Annotated in this window: 21 protein-coding genes; 16 read left to right on the top strand and 5 right to left on the bottom strand. The window is 58.4% G+C overall.

Annotated elements, in window-relative coordinates; all coding sequences use genetic code 11:
- Positions 1 to 15: 15 nt before the first annotated feature.
- Together HCI85_RS03600 and HCI85_RS03595 are read left to right on the top strand one after the other, a co-directional pair.
- A complete protein-coding gene (locus HCI85_RS03600; protein WP_090248590.1) occupies positions 16 to 285 on the top strand; it encodes a CDGSH iron-sulfur domain-containing protein in 270 nt (89 codons plus the stop codon).
- Positions 286 to 443: 158 nt separating this feature from the next.
- Positions 444 to 761, top strand: coding sequence for a Nif3-like dinuclear metal center hexameric protein (locus tag HCI85_RS03595; RefSeq protein ID WP_167142008.1), 318 nt, complete (start codon positions 444 to 446; stop codon positions 759 to 761).
- 45 nt (positions 762 to 806) lie between these two features.
- On the opposite strand, the gene HCI85_RS03590 is transcribed toward HCI85_RS03595, so the two are convergent.
- Both HCI85_RS03590 and HCI85_RS03585 read right to left on the bottom strand, forming a co-directional pair.
- The gene (locus tag HCI85_RS03590) at positions 807 to 1,310 is read right to left on the bottom strand and encodes a L,D-transpeptidase family protein (protein ID WP_090248586.1); all 504 of its coding nucleotides are present in this window, start codon (positions 1,308 to 1,310) and stop codon (positions 807 to 809) included.
- 15 nt (positions 1,311 to 1,325) lie between these two features.
- Positions 1,326 to 1,883, bottom strand: a complete 558-nt coding sequence (locus tag HCI85_RS03585; RefSeq protein WP_167142005.1) for an NUDIX hydrolase — start codon at positions 1,881 to 1,883, stop codon at positions 1,326 to 1,328.
- Between the two features lie 173 nt (positions 1,884 to 2,056).
- Between HCI85_RS03585 and HCI85_RS03580 the strand changes: the two genes are divergently transcribed.
- The 5 genes from HCI85_RS03580 to HCI85_RS03560 all read left to right on the top strand — a co-directional run bounded on the left by HCI85_RS03580 (position 2,057) and on the right by HCI85_RS03560 (position 5,486).
- On the top strand, positions 2,057 to 2,662 hold the full coding sequence (locus HCI85_RS03580) for a CoA pyrophosphatase (protein WP_090248583.1): 606 nt from the start codon (positions 2,057 to 2,059) through the stop codon (positions 2,660 to 2,662).
- Between the two features lie 19 nt (positions 2,663 to 2,681).
- The gene (locus HCI85_RS03575) at positions 2,682 to 3,206 is read left to right on the top strand and encodes a gamma carbonic anhydrase family protein (protein ID WP_090248580.1); all 525 of its coding nucleotides are present in this window, start codon (positions 2,682 to 2,684) and stop codon (positions 3,204 to 3,206) included.
- A complete protein-coding gene (locus HCI85_RS03570; protein ID WP_167142001.1) occupies positions 3,206 to 3,397 on the top strand; it encodes a DUF1289 domain-containing protein in 192 nt (63 codons plus the stop codon). The genes HCI85_RS03575 and HCI85_RS03570 overlap by 1 nt, the downstream gene beginning before the upstream one ends.
- A 170-nt stretch (positions 3,398 to 3,567) precedes the next feature.
- Positions 3,568 to 4,749, top strand: coding sequence for a formate-dependent phosphoribosylglycinamide formyltransferase (gene purT, locus HCI85_RS03565; RefSeq protein WP_167141998.1), 1,182 nt, complete (start codon positions 3,568 to 3,570; stop codon positions 4,747 to 4,749).
- Positions 4,746 to 5,486, top strand: coding sequence for an SGNH/GDSL hydrolase family protein (locus HCI85_RS03560; RefSeq protein ID WP_241693727.1), 741 nt, complete (start codon positions 4,746 to 4,748; stop codon positions 5,484 to 5,486). Before purT ends, HCI85_RS03560 begins: the two co-directional genes overlap by 4 nt.
- Here HCI85_RS03560 and HCI85_RS03555 read toward each other — a convergent pair.
- Complete coding sequence (locus HCI85_RS03555) at positions 5,452 to 6,741, bottom strand: HlyC/CorC family transporter (protein ID WP_167141995.1); 1,290 nt, start codon at positions 6,739 to 6,741, stop codon at positions 5,452 to 5,454. The two genes, HCI85_RS03560 and HCI85_RS03555, sit on opposite strands and share 35 nt — an antisense overlap.
- 10 nt (positions 6,742 to 6,751) lie before the next feature.
- A complete protein-coding gene (locus HCI85_RS03550; protein ID WP_090248574.1) occupies positions 6,752 to 7,552 on the bottom strand; it encodes a cytochrome C assembly family protein in 801 nt (266 codons plus the stop codon).
- Between the two features lie 156 nt (positions 7,553 to 7,708).
- On the opposite strand from HCI85_RS03550, the gene ffh reads away from it, so the two are divergent.
- The 6 genes from ffh to HCI85_RS03520 all read left to right on the top strand — a co-directional run bounded on the left by ffh (position 7,709) and on the right by HCI85_RS03520 (position 11,855).
- Complete coding sequence (gene ffh, locus HCI85_RS03545) at positions 7,709 to 9,082, top strand: signal recognition particle protein (RefSeq protein ID WP_090248572.1); 1,374 nt, start codon at positions 7,709 to 7,711, stop codon at positions 9,080 to 9,082.
- 253 nt (positions 9,083 to 9,335) lie between these two features.
- On the top strand, positions 9,336 to 9,587 hold the full coding sequence (gene rpsP, locus HCI85_RS03540) for a 30S ribosomal protein S16 (RefSeq protein WP_090239277.1): 252 nt from the start codon (positions 9,336 to 9,338) through the stop codon (positions 9,585 to 9,587).
- A 5-nt stretch (positions 9,588 to 9,592) separates the two neighbouring features.
- Entirely contained in the window at positions 9,593 to 10,129 is a 537-nt protein-coding gene (gene rimM / locus HCI85_RS03535) for a ribosome maturation factor RimM (RefSeq protein WP_167141992.1), read from the top strand.
- Between the two features lie 5 nt (positions 10,130 to 10,134).
- Complete coding sequence (gene trmD, locus HCI85_RS03530) at positions 10,135 to 10,887, top strand: tRNA (guanosine(37)-N1)-methyltransferase TrmD (protein ID WP_090248569.1); 753 nt, start codon at positions 10,135 to 10,137, stop codon at positions 10,885 to 10,887.
- A 40-nt stretch (positions 10,888 to 10,927) separates the two neighbouring features.
- Positions 10,928 to 11,278 carry a 50S ribosomal protein L19 gene (gene rplS / locus HCI85_RS03525; RefSeq protein ID WP_090248568.1) on the top strand — a complete coding sequence of 117 codons (351 nt, stop codon included), beginning with the start codon at positions 10,928 to 10,930 and terminating at the stop codon, positions 11,276 to 11,278.
- A 172-nt stretch (positions 11,279 to 11,450) separates the two neighbouring features.
- Entirely contained in the window at positions 11,451 to 11,855 is a 405-nt protein-coding gene (locus HCI85_RS03520) for an acyl-CoA thioesterase (protein ID WP_167141988.1), read from the top strand.
- A gap of 22 nt (positions 11,856 to 11,877) precedes the next feature.
- Here HCI85_RS03520 and HCI85_RS03515 read toward each other — a convergent pair whose 3' ends face one another.
- Positions 11,878 to 12,555, bottom strand: a complete 678-nt coding sequence (locus HCI85_RS03515; protein ID WP_167141986.1) for a hypothetical protein — start codon at positions 12,553 to 12,555, stop codon at positions 11,878 to 11,880.
- Between the two features lie 223 nt (positions 12,556 to 12,778).
- Between HCI85_RS03515 and xerD the strand changes: the two genes are divergently transcribed.
- From xerD to HCI85_RS03500, 3 genes are all read left to right on the top strand, one after another.
- Positions 12,779 to 13,675: a site-specific tyrosine recombinase XerD gene (xerD, locus tag HCI85_RS03510; RefSeq protein WP_167141982.1), complete on the top strand. Its 897-nt coding sequence runs from the start codon at positions 12,779 to 12,781 to the stop codon at positions 13,673 to 13,675.
- Between the two features lie 93 nt (positions 13,676 to 13,768).
- Entirely contained in the window at positions 13,769 to 14,494 is a 726-nt protein-coding gene (gene dsbC, locus HCI85_RS03505; protein ID WP_167141979.1) for a bifunctional protein-disulfide isomerase/oxidoreductase DsbC, read from the top strand.
- A 112-nt stretch (positions 14,495 to 14,606) separates the two neighbouring features.
- Positions 14,607 to 15,911, top strand: coding sequence for a homoserine dehydrogenase (locus HCI85_RS03500; protein WP_090248560.1), 1,305 nt, complete (start codon positions 14,607 to 14,609; stop codon positions 15,909 to 15,911).
- Positions 15,912 to 15,937 lie beyond the last annotated feature (26 nt).

Below are 15,937 nucleotides of genomic sequence, written 5' to 3'. Positions count from 1 at the left end.
GGTTGGCGCGGGCTTATGTCGAGTAAGCCTGCGCCGATTCTGCCTGAGGTGCGCCAGGTCAAACCTGGCGATACTTTATTGCTGTGCCGCTGCGGGCGTTCGTCCCAGCTTCCCGATTGTGTTTCTGCCTGCCCTGATGCGCTTGAACTGCAGCCTGAACGTGAGCAGTTTCTGCTGCTTTGCCGTTGCGCTCGCTCGCAACGTCTACCTTACTGTGATGGTAGCCATAACCAGCCGGTAAGCGGCTTCAAGGCCCGCTGGCGGCGATTCTGGCGTGGTTTGTAGCCTGGGCTTATTAAGCTAATACGTTGAACACACTACACATTATCCGGTCATAGGGTGCAAGTGTGATGGGCTGCGCGAATACCCGATAAGGCAAAATGCCATTATTGTGTGGCATCATTATCGAACTGTTTTTATCAGTCTTGCCGGCGGAGACTTCGATGTACAAGCTGTGTTTTTATGTGCCTGAAACTCATCTGGATGCCGTGAAAAGCGCGGTGTTCAGCGCCGGCGGCGGACGTATTGGTCATTATGATCAGTGTTGTTGGCAGACCCTGGGGCAGGGCCAGTTCCGCGCTCTGGAAGGCAGTCAGCCATTTCTCGGTCAGCCTGGCCAGGTCGAGCAGGTAGCAGAGTGGAAAGTCGAGATGGTCGTGGTCGATGAGCTGATCCATGATGCCGTTAAGGCCATGAAGAAGCAGCATCCCTATGAAACGCCAGCTTTTGAGGTGTGGCGGCTGTCAGATATCCAGTTCTAATTCATAAAAAAGGCGCCATGAAGGCGCCTTTTTTATGTCTATTGATCAGGGTCTGATTTCGATCAGGGTGCCGTCCTTGACCACTGCCCAGACCTCGCGCATATCAATGTTGCGCATGGCGATGCAGCCTTCGGTCCAGTCTAGGGTGTGGAACATCCACTCCGGGTATTCCTCATCCAGCGGCGTGCCGTGAATCATGATCATGCCGCCGGCCGGTACCCCCTTGGCGCGGGCTTGCGCCTGGTCGCGGGCGTTGGGGTAGGAGATGTGCATGGACAGGTTGTACTTGTCGCTGGTCTTGCGCCAGTCGATCCAATAGAAACCTTCCGGGGTGCGCAGGTCGCCTTCGCGCTGTTTGGCCCCTTTAGGCTTTTTGCCCAGAGAGATGCGATAGGATTTGAGGGTGTCGCCACGGCTGATCAGGTGCAATTTGCGTTCAGATTTGATCACCAACACCTTGTCGATGGTTTTGCCATTAAGGGTCGGTGTGGTGCTGGCGGGAGCAGCCAGGGTAACGGTCAGGCAGAGTAGGGCGAACAACCAGCGCATCGTATTTCCCGTGAATCAAAAGGCTTTCTTGTAATGTGCGCGCAAGGCTTCGAGCGGCTCGTTGCGGACCGGGTAGTGCTGCTCGCGGCGGTCCGCGAAGTAGCATTCTAAGGTACGCCCGATGGTCGGGAAAGCCAGCTCTGACCAGGGGATGTCCTGTTCGTGAAATAGCTGAACCTCCAGGCTTTCTTCACCGGGGGCAAAGTCCAGGTCGACCAGCTCGGCGCGAAACAGCATATACACCTGATTGATGTGCGGCAGATCGAACAGGGTATAGAGGCTCAGGCTGCGTACCCTCGCGCAGGCTTCTTCATGGGTTTCGCGGGCGGCGGCCTGTTCCAGGGTTTCGCCGTTCTCCATAAAACCGGCCGGCAGGGTCCAGTAACCGTGCCGTGGCTCGATGGCGCGGCGGCACAGCAGCACCTGTTCGCCCCACACCGGCAAGCAGCCAGCGATGATGCGCGGGTTCTGGTAATGCACGGTCTGGCACTGCGTGCAGACGTGGCGTAGGCGGTTGTCCCCCTGCGGGATGATGTGGCTGATCGCGCCGCCACAGTTGCTACAGAACTTCATGCCAGATCCTCGCTGCGTGTTGGCTATCTTGGCGCGCATATCAGCTGCTCGGCAAGCGGCCTGACAGGGCAAATTATCCAGCGCCTGAATGATTGCCGCTGCTGGCGCAGGGCTTGGGCCGTGCGCTGCTTTCGTGCCATGATCGAACGCAGAATAAAAGACTGAGAATCCTCATGCTGGACGAGTTGCTCCATCGCATGCGTGGCTATAGCCCGCACATTCTGCAGACTGACAAGCGCTACCCTGAGGCCGCAGTGCTGGTGCCCATCACCCGCAGCGATGAGCCGGAAGTGGTACTGACCTTGCGCGCCAGCGGTTTGTCTACCCATGGTGGTGAAGTGGCGTTTCCCGGTGGTCGGCGTGATCCGGAAGATGCCGATCTGGTCGAGACCGCTTTGCGCGAGGCTGAAGAGGAAATCGGCTTGCCGCCGGGTTTGGTCGAGGTGGTAGGTCCGCTCAGTACCCTGGTGTCGCGCCACGGTATTAAGGTCACCCCTTATGTCGGCCTGGTGCCGGACTTTGTCGAGTACAAGCCCAACGACGGTGAGATTGCCGCCGTATTTGCCGTGCCGCTGGCGTTCTTTCGCGACGACCCGCGGGAAACCACCCACCGTATCGATTACCTTGGGCGCAGCTGGTATGTGCCGAGTTACCGGTATGGCGAATATAAAATCTGGGGGCTGACGGCGATCATGCTGGTCGAGTTGGTCAACCTGGTGTTCGACGATGTGCATATCGATATGCATCAGCCGCCCGAGCACTTTATCAAGCTCACCTGAGCCTATTGAGGAAGCATCCATGAAATACCGCCTGGGTTCGTCCCACGTCGAGGCCCATGCCGACAGCTGGGTTGCACCGAATGCCACCCTGGTCGGCAAGGTCAAACTGGAGCCGGGTGCCAGCGTGTGGTTCAACGCCGTGCTGCGTGGTGACAACGAGCTGATTCATATCGGTGAGAACAGTAATGTGCAGGACGGTACCGTGATGCACACCGACATGGGCTTTCCACTGAATATCGGCACTGGGGTGACCATTGGCCACAACGCCATGCTGCACGGTTGCACGGTGGGCGATTACAGCCTGATCGGCATCAATGCGGTGATCCTCAATGGCGCCAAAATCGGTAAGTACTGCATCATCGGCGCCAACAGCCTGATCGGTGAGGGCAAGGAAATTCCCGACGGCTCGCTGGTTATGGGCTCGCCCGGCAAGGTGGTGCGCGAGCTGTCCGAACCGCAGAAGAAGATGCTCGAAGCCAGCGCTGCCCATTACGTGCATAACGCCCAGCGCTATGCCCGTGATCTGCAGGAGCAGGACGACTGATGCAATCGCAGGAACGTCCCGTTGCCTCGCCCTGCGTGCATGTATGCGCGCTGGACGATGAAGATATCTGTATCGGTTGCCAGCGCTCGGTCGCTGAAATCACCCGCTGGAGCCTGATGGATAACTCTGAGCGCCGTGAGGTGTTGGTTCAGTGTCATGAGCGGGCGAAGGCTAAAGGCATTCTGTTGTAAGAACCGGATCACGATCTGCTGCGCGTCGGCCCTGCTGCGTTAAAAATAGGCTCGGAATGCTCATTTACAGCTCGTAAACTCCGCTTCCTCGCCTGTTTTTGCCTTGCAGTGCTCTAGCTCGCGAGATCGTGAGCAGGTTCTAACTTTCTTGATCAGCTTGAGGATTCACCATGCCCCGTATCGGAACCCCTTTGTCGCCGAGCGCGACCCGTGTGCTGTTGTGTGGCTCTGGCGAGCTGGGCAAGGAAGTGGTGATCGAACTGCAGCGCCTTGGTGTCGAGGTGATTGCCGTTGACCGTTACGCGAACGCGCCGGCCATGCAGGTGGCGCATCGCAGCCACGTGATCAATATGCTCGATGGCGCAGCCCTGCGCGCGGTGATCGAGCTGGAGCAGCCGCACTATATCGTTCCGGAAATCGAGGCCATTGCCACCGCGACCCTGGTCGAGCTGGAGAATGAAGGTTTTACCGTTATCCCCAGTGCCCGCGCTGCGCAGCTGACCATGAACCGTGAAGGCATTCGCCGCCTGGCCGCCGAAGAGCTGGGCCTGCCGACCTCGCCCTATCAGTTTGCCGACTCCTTCGAGCAGTGCCGCGCCGCAGTCGAGAGCATCGGCTTTCCCTGCCTGATCAAACCGATCATGAGCTCTTCCGGCAAGGGCCAGTCGGTGCTGAAAAGCCTGGATGATCTGCAAGCTGCCTGGGATTACGCCCAGGCCGGTGGCCGTGCAGGTAAAGGGCGCGTCATCGTCGAAGGCTTTATCGATTTTGATTACGAAATCGCGCTGCTTACCGTGCGCCACAGCGGCGGTACCACCTTCTGCGCGCCGGTAGGGCATCGCCAGGTTAAGGGCGACTACCAGGAATCCTGGCAGCCACAGCCTATGAGCGCCAAGGCTCAGGCTGAAGCCGAGCGCATCGCTCTGGCGGTTACCGGTTCACTGGGTGGGCGCGGGCTGTTCGGCGTTGAGCTGTTCGTCAAAGGTGATCAGGTGTGGTTCTGCGAAATCTCGCCGCGCCCGCACGACACCGGTTTGGTCACCCTGATTTCCCAGGATCTGTCCGAGTTTGCCCTGCATGCGCGGGCGATTCTCGGTTTGCCGATTCCAGCGATTCGTCAGTTCGGCCCATCGGCTTCAGCGGTGATATTGGTCGAGGGCGAGTCACAGCAGGTCAGCTTCGGCAATCTGGCGGCAGCTCTAGCTGAACCGGATACCGCTTTGCGCCTGTTCGGCAAGCCGGAAGTTAGCGGCCAGCGTCGTATGGGTGTGGCGCTTGCGCGGGATGAATCATTGCAAGCGGCGCGGGCCAAGGCCACGCGTGCGGCGCAGGCGGTTAAGGTCGAGCTGTGAATGCGCTGCGCGCCTATGCCTGGTGGCTAGGCTTGGCGTTGCTGGCGCCGATTGCCTTGCCGCTGGCAGTACGCACGCGGCGCAACTCGCTGCGTTTACCTCCAGCCGCAGGGTTGTTGAGCGGCGTGGCAGGCGCGGATTTACCGGGCGAGCCATTGCGCCTTTTAGTGCTGGGCGAGTCGACCGTGGTTGGCGTCGGCGTGGATGAGCTGGACGCCGCGCTGGTCGGGCAGCTGGCTACTGCTCTGGCTGCGCGTTGCGGCCATCCGGTTGCCTGGCGGGCGTGCGGCGAAAACGGCATTACTGCCGCGCAGGCCCATGAGAGGTTGCTTCCGCAGGTGCTGGATCAACCCTTTGATCTGGCGTTATTGGTATTCGGCGTCAATGACACCACTCATCTGACTTCACTGCCGCGTTGGGAGGCTGCGCTGGGCGGTATGGCTGAGGCGTTGGCTGCTCGCGGCGCTCGCGTGGCCTTTAGCAGTGTGCCGCCGCTGCAGCATTTCAGCGCCTTGCCCTGGCTGCTGCGGCGTTTACTCGGGATGCGCGCAGGCTTGCTGGATGTGTGCTTGCGCCAGTTGGCAGATCGCTTGGGAGCGGGGCATCACGCGGTTGCGCTGGAGTTTTCCGCCGAGTACCTGGCGCGTGATGGTTATCACCCGTCAGACCTAGGCTATCGCGTGTGGGCGCAGGGGCTGGCCGTCAGCCTTGTGCCGGCGGCTCGGTGTGCGCCTTAGGCTTGGTTTGCCAGGCGCGCACGCTTTTTACCCGGTTATCTGACGACTGCAGAATCTCCAGGCGATAAGGGCCGATCTTCAGGCACACGGCACTGTCGGGGATGCTTTCCAGCGCCTCGGTAACCAGGCCGTTGAGGGTTTTTGGGCCATCGCAGGGTAGGTGCCAGTCCAGCGCTTTGTTGATTTCGCGGATATAAGCGGCGCCATCGATTACCTGGGTGCCGTCTTCCTGAGGGTGGATATCCGGGCTGCGCAGGGTGTCTTGGTTGCTGAAGTCGCCGACGATTTCTTCGAGGATATCTTCCAGGGTAACGATGCCGATCACATCGCCGTATTCATCGACGACGATACCGATCCGGCGTTTCTGTTTCTGAAAATTGATCAGCTGAGTCGACAGCGGCGTGCCTTCGGGTACGAAGTACGGCTCGTTGCAGGCCGCCAGTAGCGCCTCTTTACTCAGCTCGTTGTGCGTCAGCAGCCGGGCAATCTGGCGCATATGCACGATGCCTTCGATCTGATTGATGTCCGTGCGAAACACCGGCAGGCGCGTGTGGGTGGTGTTGGTCAGCAGGCTGATGATGCTTTCGAGGTCGTCATCGAGGTTGATGCCGGTGACTTCGTTGCGCGGAATCATGATGTCATCCACCGTCACCCGCTCAAGGTCAAGAATGCCAAGCAGCATGTTCTGGCGGTTCTTTGGCATACCGGCGCCGGACTCGCGCACCACGCTGCGCAGCTCTTCGGTGGACAGGCTGTCGCTGGCGCGTTGCGACGGGTCGATGCCGAGCAGGCGCAGCAGCACGTTGCTGATGGTGCTGGTGGTCCACACAACGGGGTAAAGCAGGCGTTGCAGCAACAGCAGCACGCGGCTGGCGGGAAAGGCCACCAGTTCCGGGCGCAGTGCGGCCAGGGTCTTTGGGGTTATTTCGCCGAAAATCAGCACAACGATGGTCAGGCCGGCGGTAGCAATCGCGATCCCGGCTTCGCCCCAGATATCCACGGCCAGCACGGTGGCGATCGAAGCGGCGAGGATATTGACTACGTTGTTGCCAACCAGAATGGTGCCGAGCAGGCGGTCTGGGCGGCTGAGTAGGGTGGTGACGCGTTTGGCGCCCTTATGCCCTTCCTTGGCCATGTGTTTGAGGCGATAGCGGTTGAGGCTGAGCATGCCGGTCTCCGAGCTGGAGAAGAATGCCGAGCACAGAATCAGAAAAATCAGCAGCCCAAGCAGGTAGCCGGAGTGAAGGTCGTCCACGGAAGGGGTCTCAGATATGCAGGATAAATTCGCGAACCAGCTTGCTGCCGAAGTAGGCCAGCATCAGCAGGCAGAAGCCCGCCAGGGTCCAGCGAATGGCTTTGTGGCCGCGCCAGCCGAGTTGGTGGCGGCCCCACAACAGCACGGCAAACACCACCCAGGCAAAGCACGAGAGGATGGTTTTATGCGCTAGGTGCTGGGCAAACAGGTCGCTGATAAACAGCGCGCCAGACAGCAGAGAGAGTGACAGCAATCCCCAGCCAGCCCAGAGAAAGCCGAACAGCAGGCTTTCCATGGTTTGTAGGGGTGGGAAGTTCTTGATCAGCCCGGACGGGTGCTTGTGCTTGAGCTGATGGTCCTGCAGCAACAGCAGCAGTGACTGGAACACGGCAATGGTCAGCATGCCGTAAGCGGTGATCGACAGCAGGATGTGCGCCAGGATGCCGGGTGCTTCATCAATGGCCTGGGTGGTGCCGCTGGGCATAAATTGCGCGAGCAGCACCGTGACAAAGCCCAGGGGGAATAGCAGCAATAGCAGGTTTTCCACCGGGATTCGCATGCAGGCCAGTAGCGTCAGCAGAATAACGGCGGCGGCAATCAGGCTGGCGGCCTTGAAGAAGTCCAGCGACAGACCACTGGCATCGAACATCTGCAGAAACAGGCTGCTGCCGTGCAGTAGCAACGCCAGTGTGCCGAGTGCAACCAGCAGGCGCTTGTTGGATGTGCTGCGCTGTTGCAGGCGCAGGCCTTGATAGAGTGCGGCTCCGGCATAGAGGCAGGCAGCGGCGAGGCTGGGTAGCAGAGGGTGCATAAATCCTTGTCAGGCAAACCCGAAAGGCGGCCAGTGTGGCATACAACCCGTGCGCCACGAAAGCGTCTGGCGGTGTCGGTGCATTGCAGTCTTCGCTATAATCCGCGACCTGTTGCAAGCCCACCCTCGGCTCGACTGAGCCTGAAAGGAACGCGCATGTTCGAAAATCTGACTGACCGCCTCTCGCAGACCCTGCGAAATGTCACCGGCAAAGCCAAGCTGAGCGAAGACAACATCAAGGACACCTTGCGTGAAGTGCGCATGGCGTTGCTCGAGGCTGACGTTGCCTTGCCGGTAGTCAAGGACTTCGTTAATAAGGTCAAAGATCGTGCGGTCGGCACCGAGGTGTCGAAGAGCCTGACGCCGGGCCAGGCGTTCGTGAAGATCGTTCGCGCCGAGCTTGAAGAACTGATGGGTGCGGCCAACGAAGACCTGGCGCTAAATGCCGTACCGCCAGCCGTGGTGCTGATGGCAGGTCTGCAGGGTGCGGGTAAGACCACCACTGTCGGTAAGCTGGCGCGCTTCCTTAAAGAGCGCAAGAAAAAGACCGTGATGGTGGTGTCTGCCGACGTTTACCGTCCGGCGGCGATAAAGCAGCTGGAAACCCTGGCCACTGATATTGGCGTGACTTTCTTCCCCTCCGATCTCAGCCAGAAGCCGGTGGATATCGCTGAAGCGGCGATTAAGGAAGCCAAACTCAAGTTTATTGATGTAGTGATCGTCGATACCGCCGGTCGTCTGGCCATTGATGCCGAGATGATGGCGGAGATCCAGGCGCTGCATGCGGCGATCAAGCCGGTCGAGACTCTGTTCGTGGTCGATGCCATGACCGGTCAGGACGCCGCCAACACCGCCAAAGCCTTTAATGATGCGCTGCCGCTGACCGGTGTGGTGCTGACCAAGGTCGACGGTGATGCGCGCGGCGGTGCGGCATTGTCGGTGCGTGCGATTACCGGCAAGCCGATCAAGTTTATCGGTATGGGTGAGAAGACCGAGGCGCTTGAGCCCTTCCATCCGGATCGGATTGCCTCGCGCATTCTTGGTATGGGCGACGTACTTAGCCTGATCGAGCAGGCCGAGCAGACCCTGGATCGCGAGAAGGCCGAGAAACTCACCAAGAAGCTGAAGAAGGGCAAGGGCTTCGACCTCGAAGACTTCCGCGATCAGCTGCAGCAAATGAAGAACATGGGTGGCCTTGGCGGTCTGATGGACAAGCTGCCACAGATGGGCGGCGTCAATCTGGCTCAGATGGGCAACGCCCAGGGCGCTGCCGAGAAGCAGTTCAAGCAGATGGAGGCGATCATCAACTCGATGACCCCTCAGGAGCGCCGCGATCCGGAAATCATCAGCGGTTCTCGCAAGCGCCGCATCGCCATGGGTTCTGGCACCCAGGTGCAGGATATTGGTCGTCTGATCAAACAGCACAAGCAGATGCAGAAGATGATGAAGAAATTCACTGCCAAGGGCGGTATGGCCAAGATGATGCGTGGTATGGGCGGGATGATGCCGGGCGGTCTGCCAAAAATGTAAGGAATCCGCGGCGGCAGCGATGTCGGCGCAAACCCCGCTGAGTTGGCGGGTGTTTACAGTAAACCCGCCTTTCGCGGGAGCTGATTGGCCGGTTTGGATAGCGGCCCTCTGGCAAATCTTGCTTGCACGGCCTCATGCGCCTGAAAAAGCCATTTGCAAAAATCCGGATATTCCTTAGAATATGCGGCCTTTCGGGCACCTATGCCCGCTGTGCATTTAGATTTGCAGCACCGACTACAGGAACTATGTTCACATGCTAACGATTCGTCTTGCCCTTGGCGGCTCCAAAAAGCGCCCGTTCTACAAAATCAACGTGACCGACAGCCGTAACCCACGCGACGGTTCGCACAAAGAAGAAATCGGGTTCTTCAATCCGATTGCTCGCGGTCAGGAAGTTCGTCTGTCCGTCAAACAAGATCGCCTGGCTCATTGGCTGAGCGTCGGCGCACAGCCGTCTGATCGTGTTGCTCAGCTGTTGAAGGATGCTGCTAAGGCTGCGGCCTAAGCAATATGAACGCGACGCCTGCTTCTACCGATGACTTGATCGTTATCGGCAAGATCTACTCCGTACATGGCGTTCGCGGTGAAGTGAAGGTGTATTCCTTTACTGATCCTGTTGCAAACCTGTTGGAGTACAAGACCTGGACGCTTAGGCGCGATGGCAGTGTCAAACAGGTAGAGCTGGTCAGTGGGCGCGGGAGTGATAAATTCCTGGTCGCGAAGCTTAAGGGTCTTGATGACCGTGATGAAGCACGTCTTCTCGCGGGTTATGAGATCTGTGTTCCGCGCAGCCTATTCCCTGATTTGGCCGACGGTGATTACTACTGGTACCAGCTGGAAGGTCTTAAGGTTATTGATCAAGCAGGGCAATTGCTCGGCAAGATTGATCATCTGTTTGAGACGGGTGCCAATGATGTGATGGTGGTCAAACCCTGCACCGACAGCCTGGATGGTCGTGAGCGCCTGTTGCCCTACATTGAGCAATGCGTGCTGTCGATTGACCTAAGTGCTGGCGAAATACGGGTCGACTGGGATGCGGACTTCTAAGCCTGATGCCAAATCTGCGCGTTGAAGTCATTACGCTGTTCCCGGAAATGTTTGCCGCAATCAGTGAATACGGCATTACCAGCCGAGCGGTGAAGCAGGGTTTGTTGCAATTGACCTGCTGGAATCCGCGTAGCTACACCACAGACCGTCACCACACCGTGGATGATCGGCCTTTTGGTGGTGGCCCAGGCATGGTGATGAAGATCAAGCCGCTTGAAGATGCTTTGCTTGAGGCGAAGCGCGCTGCAGGTGGTGCGGCCAAGGTGATTTACCTGTCGCCGCAAGGTCGCCAGCTGACGCAGTCAGCAGTACGCGAACTGGCAAATGAGGATGCATTGATCCTGATTGCCGGCCGCTACGAAGGCATTGATGAGCGCTTTATTGAGGCGCATGTCGATGAAGAATGGTCGATTGGGGACTACGTCCTGTCTGGCGGTGAGCTGCCGGCCATGGTGCTGATCGATGCGGTGACGCGCCTTTTGCCTGGTGCATTGGGTCATGCAAATTCGGCCGAAGAAGACTCCTTTACGGATGGCTTACTCGACTGCCCGCACTACACCCGCCCGGAGGTGTATGCGGATAAACGTGTTCCTGACGTGTTGCTTAGTGGCAACCACGAACACATCCGGCGCTGGCGTTTGCAGCAGTCCCTTGGTCGGACCTACGAACGACGCGCCGATCTTCTGGAAAGCCGCTCGCTTTCTGGAGAAGAGAAAAAGCTGCTGGAGGAATACGTCCGCCAGCGGGACGATAGTTAATGTATCGATGACCGGCCGAGGCCTGTCTTAGGAGCGCAGCATGACCAACAAGATTATTCAGCAACTTGAAGCTGAGCAGATGGGCAAAGAGATCCCAACTTTTGCACCAGGCGACACCATTGTTGTCCAGGTTAAAGTGAAAGAAGGTGACCGTCAGCGTCTGCAGGCGTTTGAAGGCGTTGTTATTGCCAAGCGTAACCGTGGTCTGAACAGTGCGTTCACTGTTCGTAAGATCTCCAACGGTGTTGGTGTAGAGCGTACTTTCCAGACTTACAGCCCGCTGGTTGATAGCCTGGCTGTTAAGCGTCGCGGTGACGTGCGCAAAGCCAAGCTTTACTACCTGCGTGACCTGTCGGGTAAAGCAGCACGCATCAAGGAAAAACTGGGCTAAGTCTCAGCTTCCTTGTAAAAAAGCAGCCTTCGGGCTGCTTTTTTCGTTTCTGGGCCGGTGACTGGTAAGTTTTACCCGCCTTAGCTCTGCCCATTTGGCAGCGTGAAAATAATCATAAGAACCTCCCGCAGCACAGTTGCAGCCACATCCGATTGATTCAGGTAGTAGTGGTATGACCCCGAGAGAGCAAGAAATCCTGCGGCGCATCGAGCTATCGGAAACCCGTGTGACAAAGGCGGTATTCCCGCCGACCACCAACCATCACAACACGCTTTTTGGCGGTACGGCGCTAGCCTGGATGGATGAAGTGTCGTTTATCGCCGCCACGCGCTTTTGTCGCTTGCCCTTGGTGACGGTGTCGTCTGATCGCATCGACTTCAAGCACGCGATTCCCGCCGGCTCGATCGTCGAGCTGATTGGGCGAGTGATCAAGGTCGGCAATACCAGCCTTAAAGTCGAGGTCGAGGTATTTGTCGAAAGCATGTGCAACGATGCCCGCGAGCGGGCAATCAGCGGCGTTTTTAGCTTTGTCGCGATTGACGAGCAGAAGAAGCCGGTGCCTGTGTTGCCAGTCTGAAAGCTGGTGTCGGCTGTCGGTTCTATTTGTGCAGGCTGATTCGCAGTGAGGCCTGCGACAGGTCGATATCGTGCAAGCTCAGGCTGCCGAAGCTTTGACCTGGTGAGGCGCCGGCAACGCGGATGTTGTCGAAACGCAGCTCACCAATCGAACTCGGCAGGCGCACATTGACTGAGCCATCGGCATTGATCGCAGAGGTCAGTTTGCTGGTGTCGTACTGCACATCCTTCATCGAGGTTTCCGCCTCAAGGCTGCTCAGTACCGGCATCACCAGTTTGCTTAACTGGCCAACGGTGCCCAAACCGTCACCGCTACCGGCTTGTAGAAACAGGCCTTGCAGCACGTCGTCTAGGCCCTGGGCGCTGACATTGCTCATTTCCATATCGCTCAGCGGGCGCAGGCCGCGCGGGGTTTCTTCCTGGCTGATGGCGCTGGGCAGGTTGCGTGGTGCATCCGCGCTGGCAATCTGGAAGGGGCTGAGCAGGGCGGCGACCAGAGTGGCGGCCAGGCGCAGGTTGTTCTGTTTGCTGAGGGCTTTTTTCAGCTGGCGTTCAGTTAGCCAGCCTTGCTCGATCAGCGTCTCACCAAGGCGTTTCTGGTTGGTGAGTTGCAGTTGAATGGCCGCATCCAGCTGGCCGCGGTTGATCAGTCCTTTGTTGATCAGAACCTGACCAAGGCGTGAGTTCTGTTGGCTGGACATGCGTGGGCACCATTGTGCTGTAGTGGCGTGATGCAATCATGGTCTGCAAATGGGCATCTGTCACCCTCCCAAAGATAGGGTGACGACGGCTTTTTCCATTGGTCTCGCCACCGCTGGTCGGTTCTCTATCGACCTTCCGGTGCGGTCTTGTGTGCGTGTGCTTAACGCTGGCCCATGGCGCTGCGCTCGTGGACACTAGGGAGATATCGTTTGAGGTTTTTTGATGCCTGCTATTGATCACCCGTTGATTGACCGTTTTCTTGAGTCGCTCTGGCTCGAAAAGGGCTTGTCTGTCCATACACGCGCCGCCTATCGCAGCGATTTGGCGCTGTTCAATGGCTGGTTGCAGGCGCGTGATGTGCAGCTGGCTGACGCGGGGCGTGAGCTGATTCTCGATCACCTGGCCTGGCGCCTGAATGAGGGCTACAAGGCGCGCTCTACCGCGCGCCTGCTCTCGGGGTTACGCGGTTTCTACCGGTTTCTCTTGCGTGAACAATCAATCAGCCGTGATCCGACCCTGCAGGTGGAGTTGCCGCAACTGGGGCGGCCCCTGCCGAAGTCGTTGTCCGAGGCCGATGTCGAGGCTCTATTGGCCGCTCCTGAGTTGGATGATCCGATTGGTTTGCGCGACCGCGCGATGCTTGAGGTGCTCTATGCCTGTGGCTTGCGCGTGAGCGAGTTGATTGGCTTGACGTTGGAACAGGTCAATCTGCGTCAGGGCGTGTTGCGGGTGTTTGGTAAGGGCAGCAAGGAGCGCCTGGTGCCGTTGGGTGAGGAGGCGATTGCCTGGATCGAGCGTTACAGCAAAGAGGCGCGACCGTTTCTGCTGGATGGCAAACCCAGCGATGTGCTGTTTCCCAGTCTGCGCGGCGAGCAGATGACCCGCCAGACCTTCTGGTACCGCATCAAGCACCAGGCCAAAGTGGCAGGGATCAGTAAAAGCCTGTCGCCCCATACGCTGCGTCATGCCTTTGCCACGCACCTGCTCAATCACGGCGCCGATTTGCGCGTGGTGCAGATGTTGCTGGGGCACAGCGATCTGTCGACCACGCAGATCTACACCCATGTTGCCCGCGCGCGGCTGCAGGAGTTGCATGCGCAGCACCATCCGCGAGGCTGAGAACGCCGTCCGGCCTGCGATGGTCGGCCTCTGTGGGCTTCTATGGTAGGCTGCGTGCATCCATTGTTAGGTCGTCTTCTGCCGGGAGTTTGTATGCGTTTTAACCGCATTGTTGTTGCATTTGCCTTGGGTCTGGCCAGCAGCGTGGGCGTTGCCGCCGATGCCGATCAGGCCATTCGCAACAGCCTCAAAGCTATCGATCCGGCTCTGCCGATTGAGGCAATTGCCGAAAGTCCGATGCCCGGCGTTTATCAGGTCGAGCTGGCCGGTGGCCGGCAGCTGTACACCAGCGCCGACGGCCAGTTTCTGCTGCAGGGTTACCTGTTTCAGGTTAAGGACGGTAAGCCGGTCAACTTGACCGAAGCCGCTGAGAGCAAGGGCGTGGTCAAGCTGCTGGATTCCATCCCTGCTTCGGAAATGGTGGTGTTTGCGCCTAAACAACCGAAAACCCATATCACCGTATTTACCGACACCGATTGCGGCTATTGCCAAAAGCTGCACAGTGAAGTGCCTGAGCTCAATCGTTTGGGCGTTGAAGTTCGCTACCTGGCCTTCCCGCGCCAAGGCTTGGAAAGTGAAGCGGCAAAAGAATTGTCCAATGTCTGGTGCGCTAAGGACCAGCAAGAGGCTATGAACCGTGCGAAGAGCCGTCAGGGCGTTGCGGATGCTCAGTGCGACAGCCCGGTTGCCAAGCAGTATGCCCTTGGGCAAATGATCGGGGTCAGCGGTACACCCGCCATCGTTCTGGCCAATGGCAAGATCATTCCGGGCTATCAACCAGCTCCGCAGCTGGCGAAAATTGCCCTGGAATCCAAATGATCTGAGGCATGCGCCTGATTGACTAATAAACAGCCGCTTCGTATGGTGCGGCTCTTTTCTACGGCCGGGGCTTGCTCCGGCCGTTTTACGCAGTGCAGATGGGGAGTTCAGTGTGAAACCGGTGAAAGTAGGCATCTGTGGGCTGGGTACCGTCGGTGGCGGTACGTTGAATGTACTCAAGCGAAATGCCGAGGAAATTACCCGGCGCGCAGGGCGCGGTATTGAAGTTGCCCAAATTGCCATTCGCTCGCCCAAGCCGCAGTACGACACGACCGGTATTAGCATCACCAACGATGTGTTTGAGCTGGTGAACAACCCTGAGATCGATATCGTTATCGAGCTGATCGGCGGTTATACCTTGGCCAAGGATCTGGTGCTCAAAGCCATCGAAAATGGCAAGCATGTGGTTACCGCCAACAAGGCGCTGATCGCTGTGCACGGCAATGAAATCTTTGCCAAAGCGCGTGAAAAGGGCGTGATTGTCGCGTTCGAAGCGGCCGTTGCCGGTGGTATCCCGGTGATCAAGGCTATTCGCGAAGGCCTGGCAGCCAACCGTATCAACTGGCTGGCCGGCATCATCAACGGTACTGGCAACTTTATCCTCAGCGAAATGCGCGAGAAGGGTCGCACCTTTGACGACGTGCTGGCTGAGGCGCAAGCGCTGGGTTATGCCGAAGCTGATCCGACCTTCGACGTTGAAGGCATCGATGCTGCACACAAGCTGACCATCCTGGCTTCCATCGCCTTTGGTATCCCGCTGCAGTTCGACAAGGCCTACACCGAAGGCATCACCAAGCTGACCACCGCTGACGTGAACTACGCCGAAGCGCTGGGCTATCGCATCAAGCACCTCGGCGTTGCCCGTCGTACCGACGCTGGTATCGAGTTGCGCGTACACCCGACATTGATCCCGGCGGATCGTCTGATCGCCAACGTCAACGGCGTGATGAACGCCGTAATGGTCAATGGTGATGCCGCCGGCAGCACACTGTTCTACGGCGCGGGTGCTGGTATGGAACCGACTGCGTCTTCGGTGATCGCTGATCTGGTTGACGTAGTCCGTGCGCTGACCGCCGATCCAACCAACCGCGTGCCGCACTTGGCCTTCCAGCCCGACTCGCTGTCCGATCACCCGATACTGCCGATTGAGGCTTGCGAGAGCGCTTATTACCTGCGCATTCAGGCCAAGGATCATCCGGGTGTGCTGGCCCAAGTGGCGAGCATCCTGTCGGCACGCGGGATCAATATCGAGTCGATCATGCAGAAGGAAGTCGAGGAGCAGGACGGTCTGGTGCCGATGATCCTGGTCACCCATCGCGTGCTCGAGGCACAAATCAATGAGGCGATCAGCGCCCTTGAAGCCTTGACTGATGTGGTCGGCAGCGTTGTGCGTATCCGCGTCGAGCAGCTGAACTAATCCGCTTTTGGCCGCCGCAGCCGGGC

The sequence above is a fragment of the Pseudomonas sp. OTU750018 genome (assembly GCF_011636575.1).
Lineage (GTDB): Bacteria > Pseudomonadota > Gammaproteobacteria > Pseudomonadales > Pseudomonadaceae > Aquipseudomonas > Aquipseudomonas peli.
This window is presented reverse-complemented; position numbering and strand designations above follow the sequence as displayed.

Bases quoted from the DNA above. Each gene is read 5' to 3' on its own strand.
- purT (WP_167141998.1), top strand. From the start codon at position 3,568: ATGCCCCGTATCGGAACCCCTTTGTCGCCGAGCGCGACCCGTGTGCTG.
- rimM (WP_167141992.1), top strand. From the start codon at position 9,593: ATGAACGCGACGCCTGCTTCTACCGATGACTTGATCGTTATCGGCAAG.
- HCI85_RS03585 (WP_167142005.1), bottom strand. From the start codon at position 1,883: ATGAAGTTCTGTAGCAACTGTGGCGGCGCGATCAGCCACATCATCCCG.
- HCI85_RS03600 (WP_090248590.1), top strand. From the start codon at position 16: ATGTCGAGTAAGCCTGCGCCGATTCTGCCTGAGGTGCGCCAGGTCAAA.
- HCI85_RS03595 (WP_167142008.1), top strand. From the start codon at position 444: ATGTACAAGCTGTGTTTTTATGTGCCTGAAACTCATCTGGATGCCGTG.
- xerD (WP_167141982.1), top strand. From the start codon at position 12,779: ATGCCTGCTATTGATCACCCGTTGATTGACCGTTTTCTTGAGTCGCTC.
- HCI85_RS03520 (WP_167141988.1), top strand. From the start codon at position 11,451: ATGACCCCGAGAGAGCAAGAAATCCTGCGGCGCATCGAGCTATCGGAA.
- HCI85_RS03580 (WP_090248583.1), top strand. From the start codon at position 2,057: ATGCTGGACGAGTTGCTCCATCGCATGCGTGGCTATAGCCCGCACATT.
- dsbC (WP_167141979.1), top strand. From the start codon at position 13,769: ATGCGTTTTAACCGCATTGTTGTTGCATTTGCCTTGGGTCTGGCCAGC.
- HCI85_RS03575 (WP_090248580.1), top strand. From the start codon at position 2,682: ATGAAATACCGCCTGGGTTCGTCCCACGTCGAGGCCCATGCCGACAGC.
- rplS (WP_090248568.1), top strand. From the start codon at position 10,928: ATGACCAACAAGATTATTCAGCAACTTGAAGCTGAGCAGATGGGCAAA.
- trmD (WP_090248569.1), top strand. From the start codon at position 10,135: ATGCCAAATCTGCGCGTTGAAGTCATTACGCTGTTCCCGGAAATGTTT.
- HCI85_RS03570 (WP_167142001.1), top strand. From the start codon at position 3,206: ATGCAATCGCAGGAACGTCCCGTTGCCTCGCCCTGCGTGCATGTATGC.
- HCI85_RS03590 (WP_090248586.1), bottom strand. From the start codon at position 1,310: ATGCGCTGGTTGTTCGCCCTACTCTGCCTGACCGTTACCCTGGCTGCT.
- HCI85_RS03550 (WP_090248574.1), bottom strand. From the start codon at position 7,552: ATGCACCCTCTGCTACCCAGCCTCGCCGCTGCCTGCCTCTATGCCGGA.
- rpsP (WP_090239277.1), top strand. From the start codon at position 9,336: ATGCTAACGATTCGTCTTGCCCTTGGCGGCTCCAAAAAGCGCCCGTTC.
- ffh (WP_090248572.1), top strand. From the start codon at position 7,709: ATGTTCGAAAATCTGACTGACCGCCTCTCGCAGACCCTGCGAAATGTC.
- HCI85_RS03515 (WP_167141986.1), bottom strand. From the start codon at position 12,555: ATGTCCAGCCAACAGAACTCACGCCTTGGTCAGGTTCTGATCAACAAA.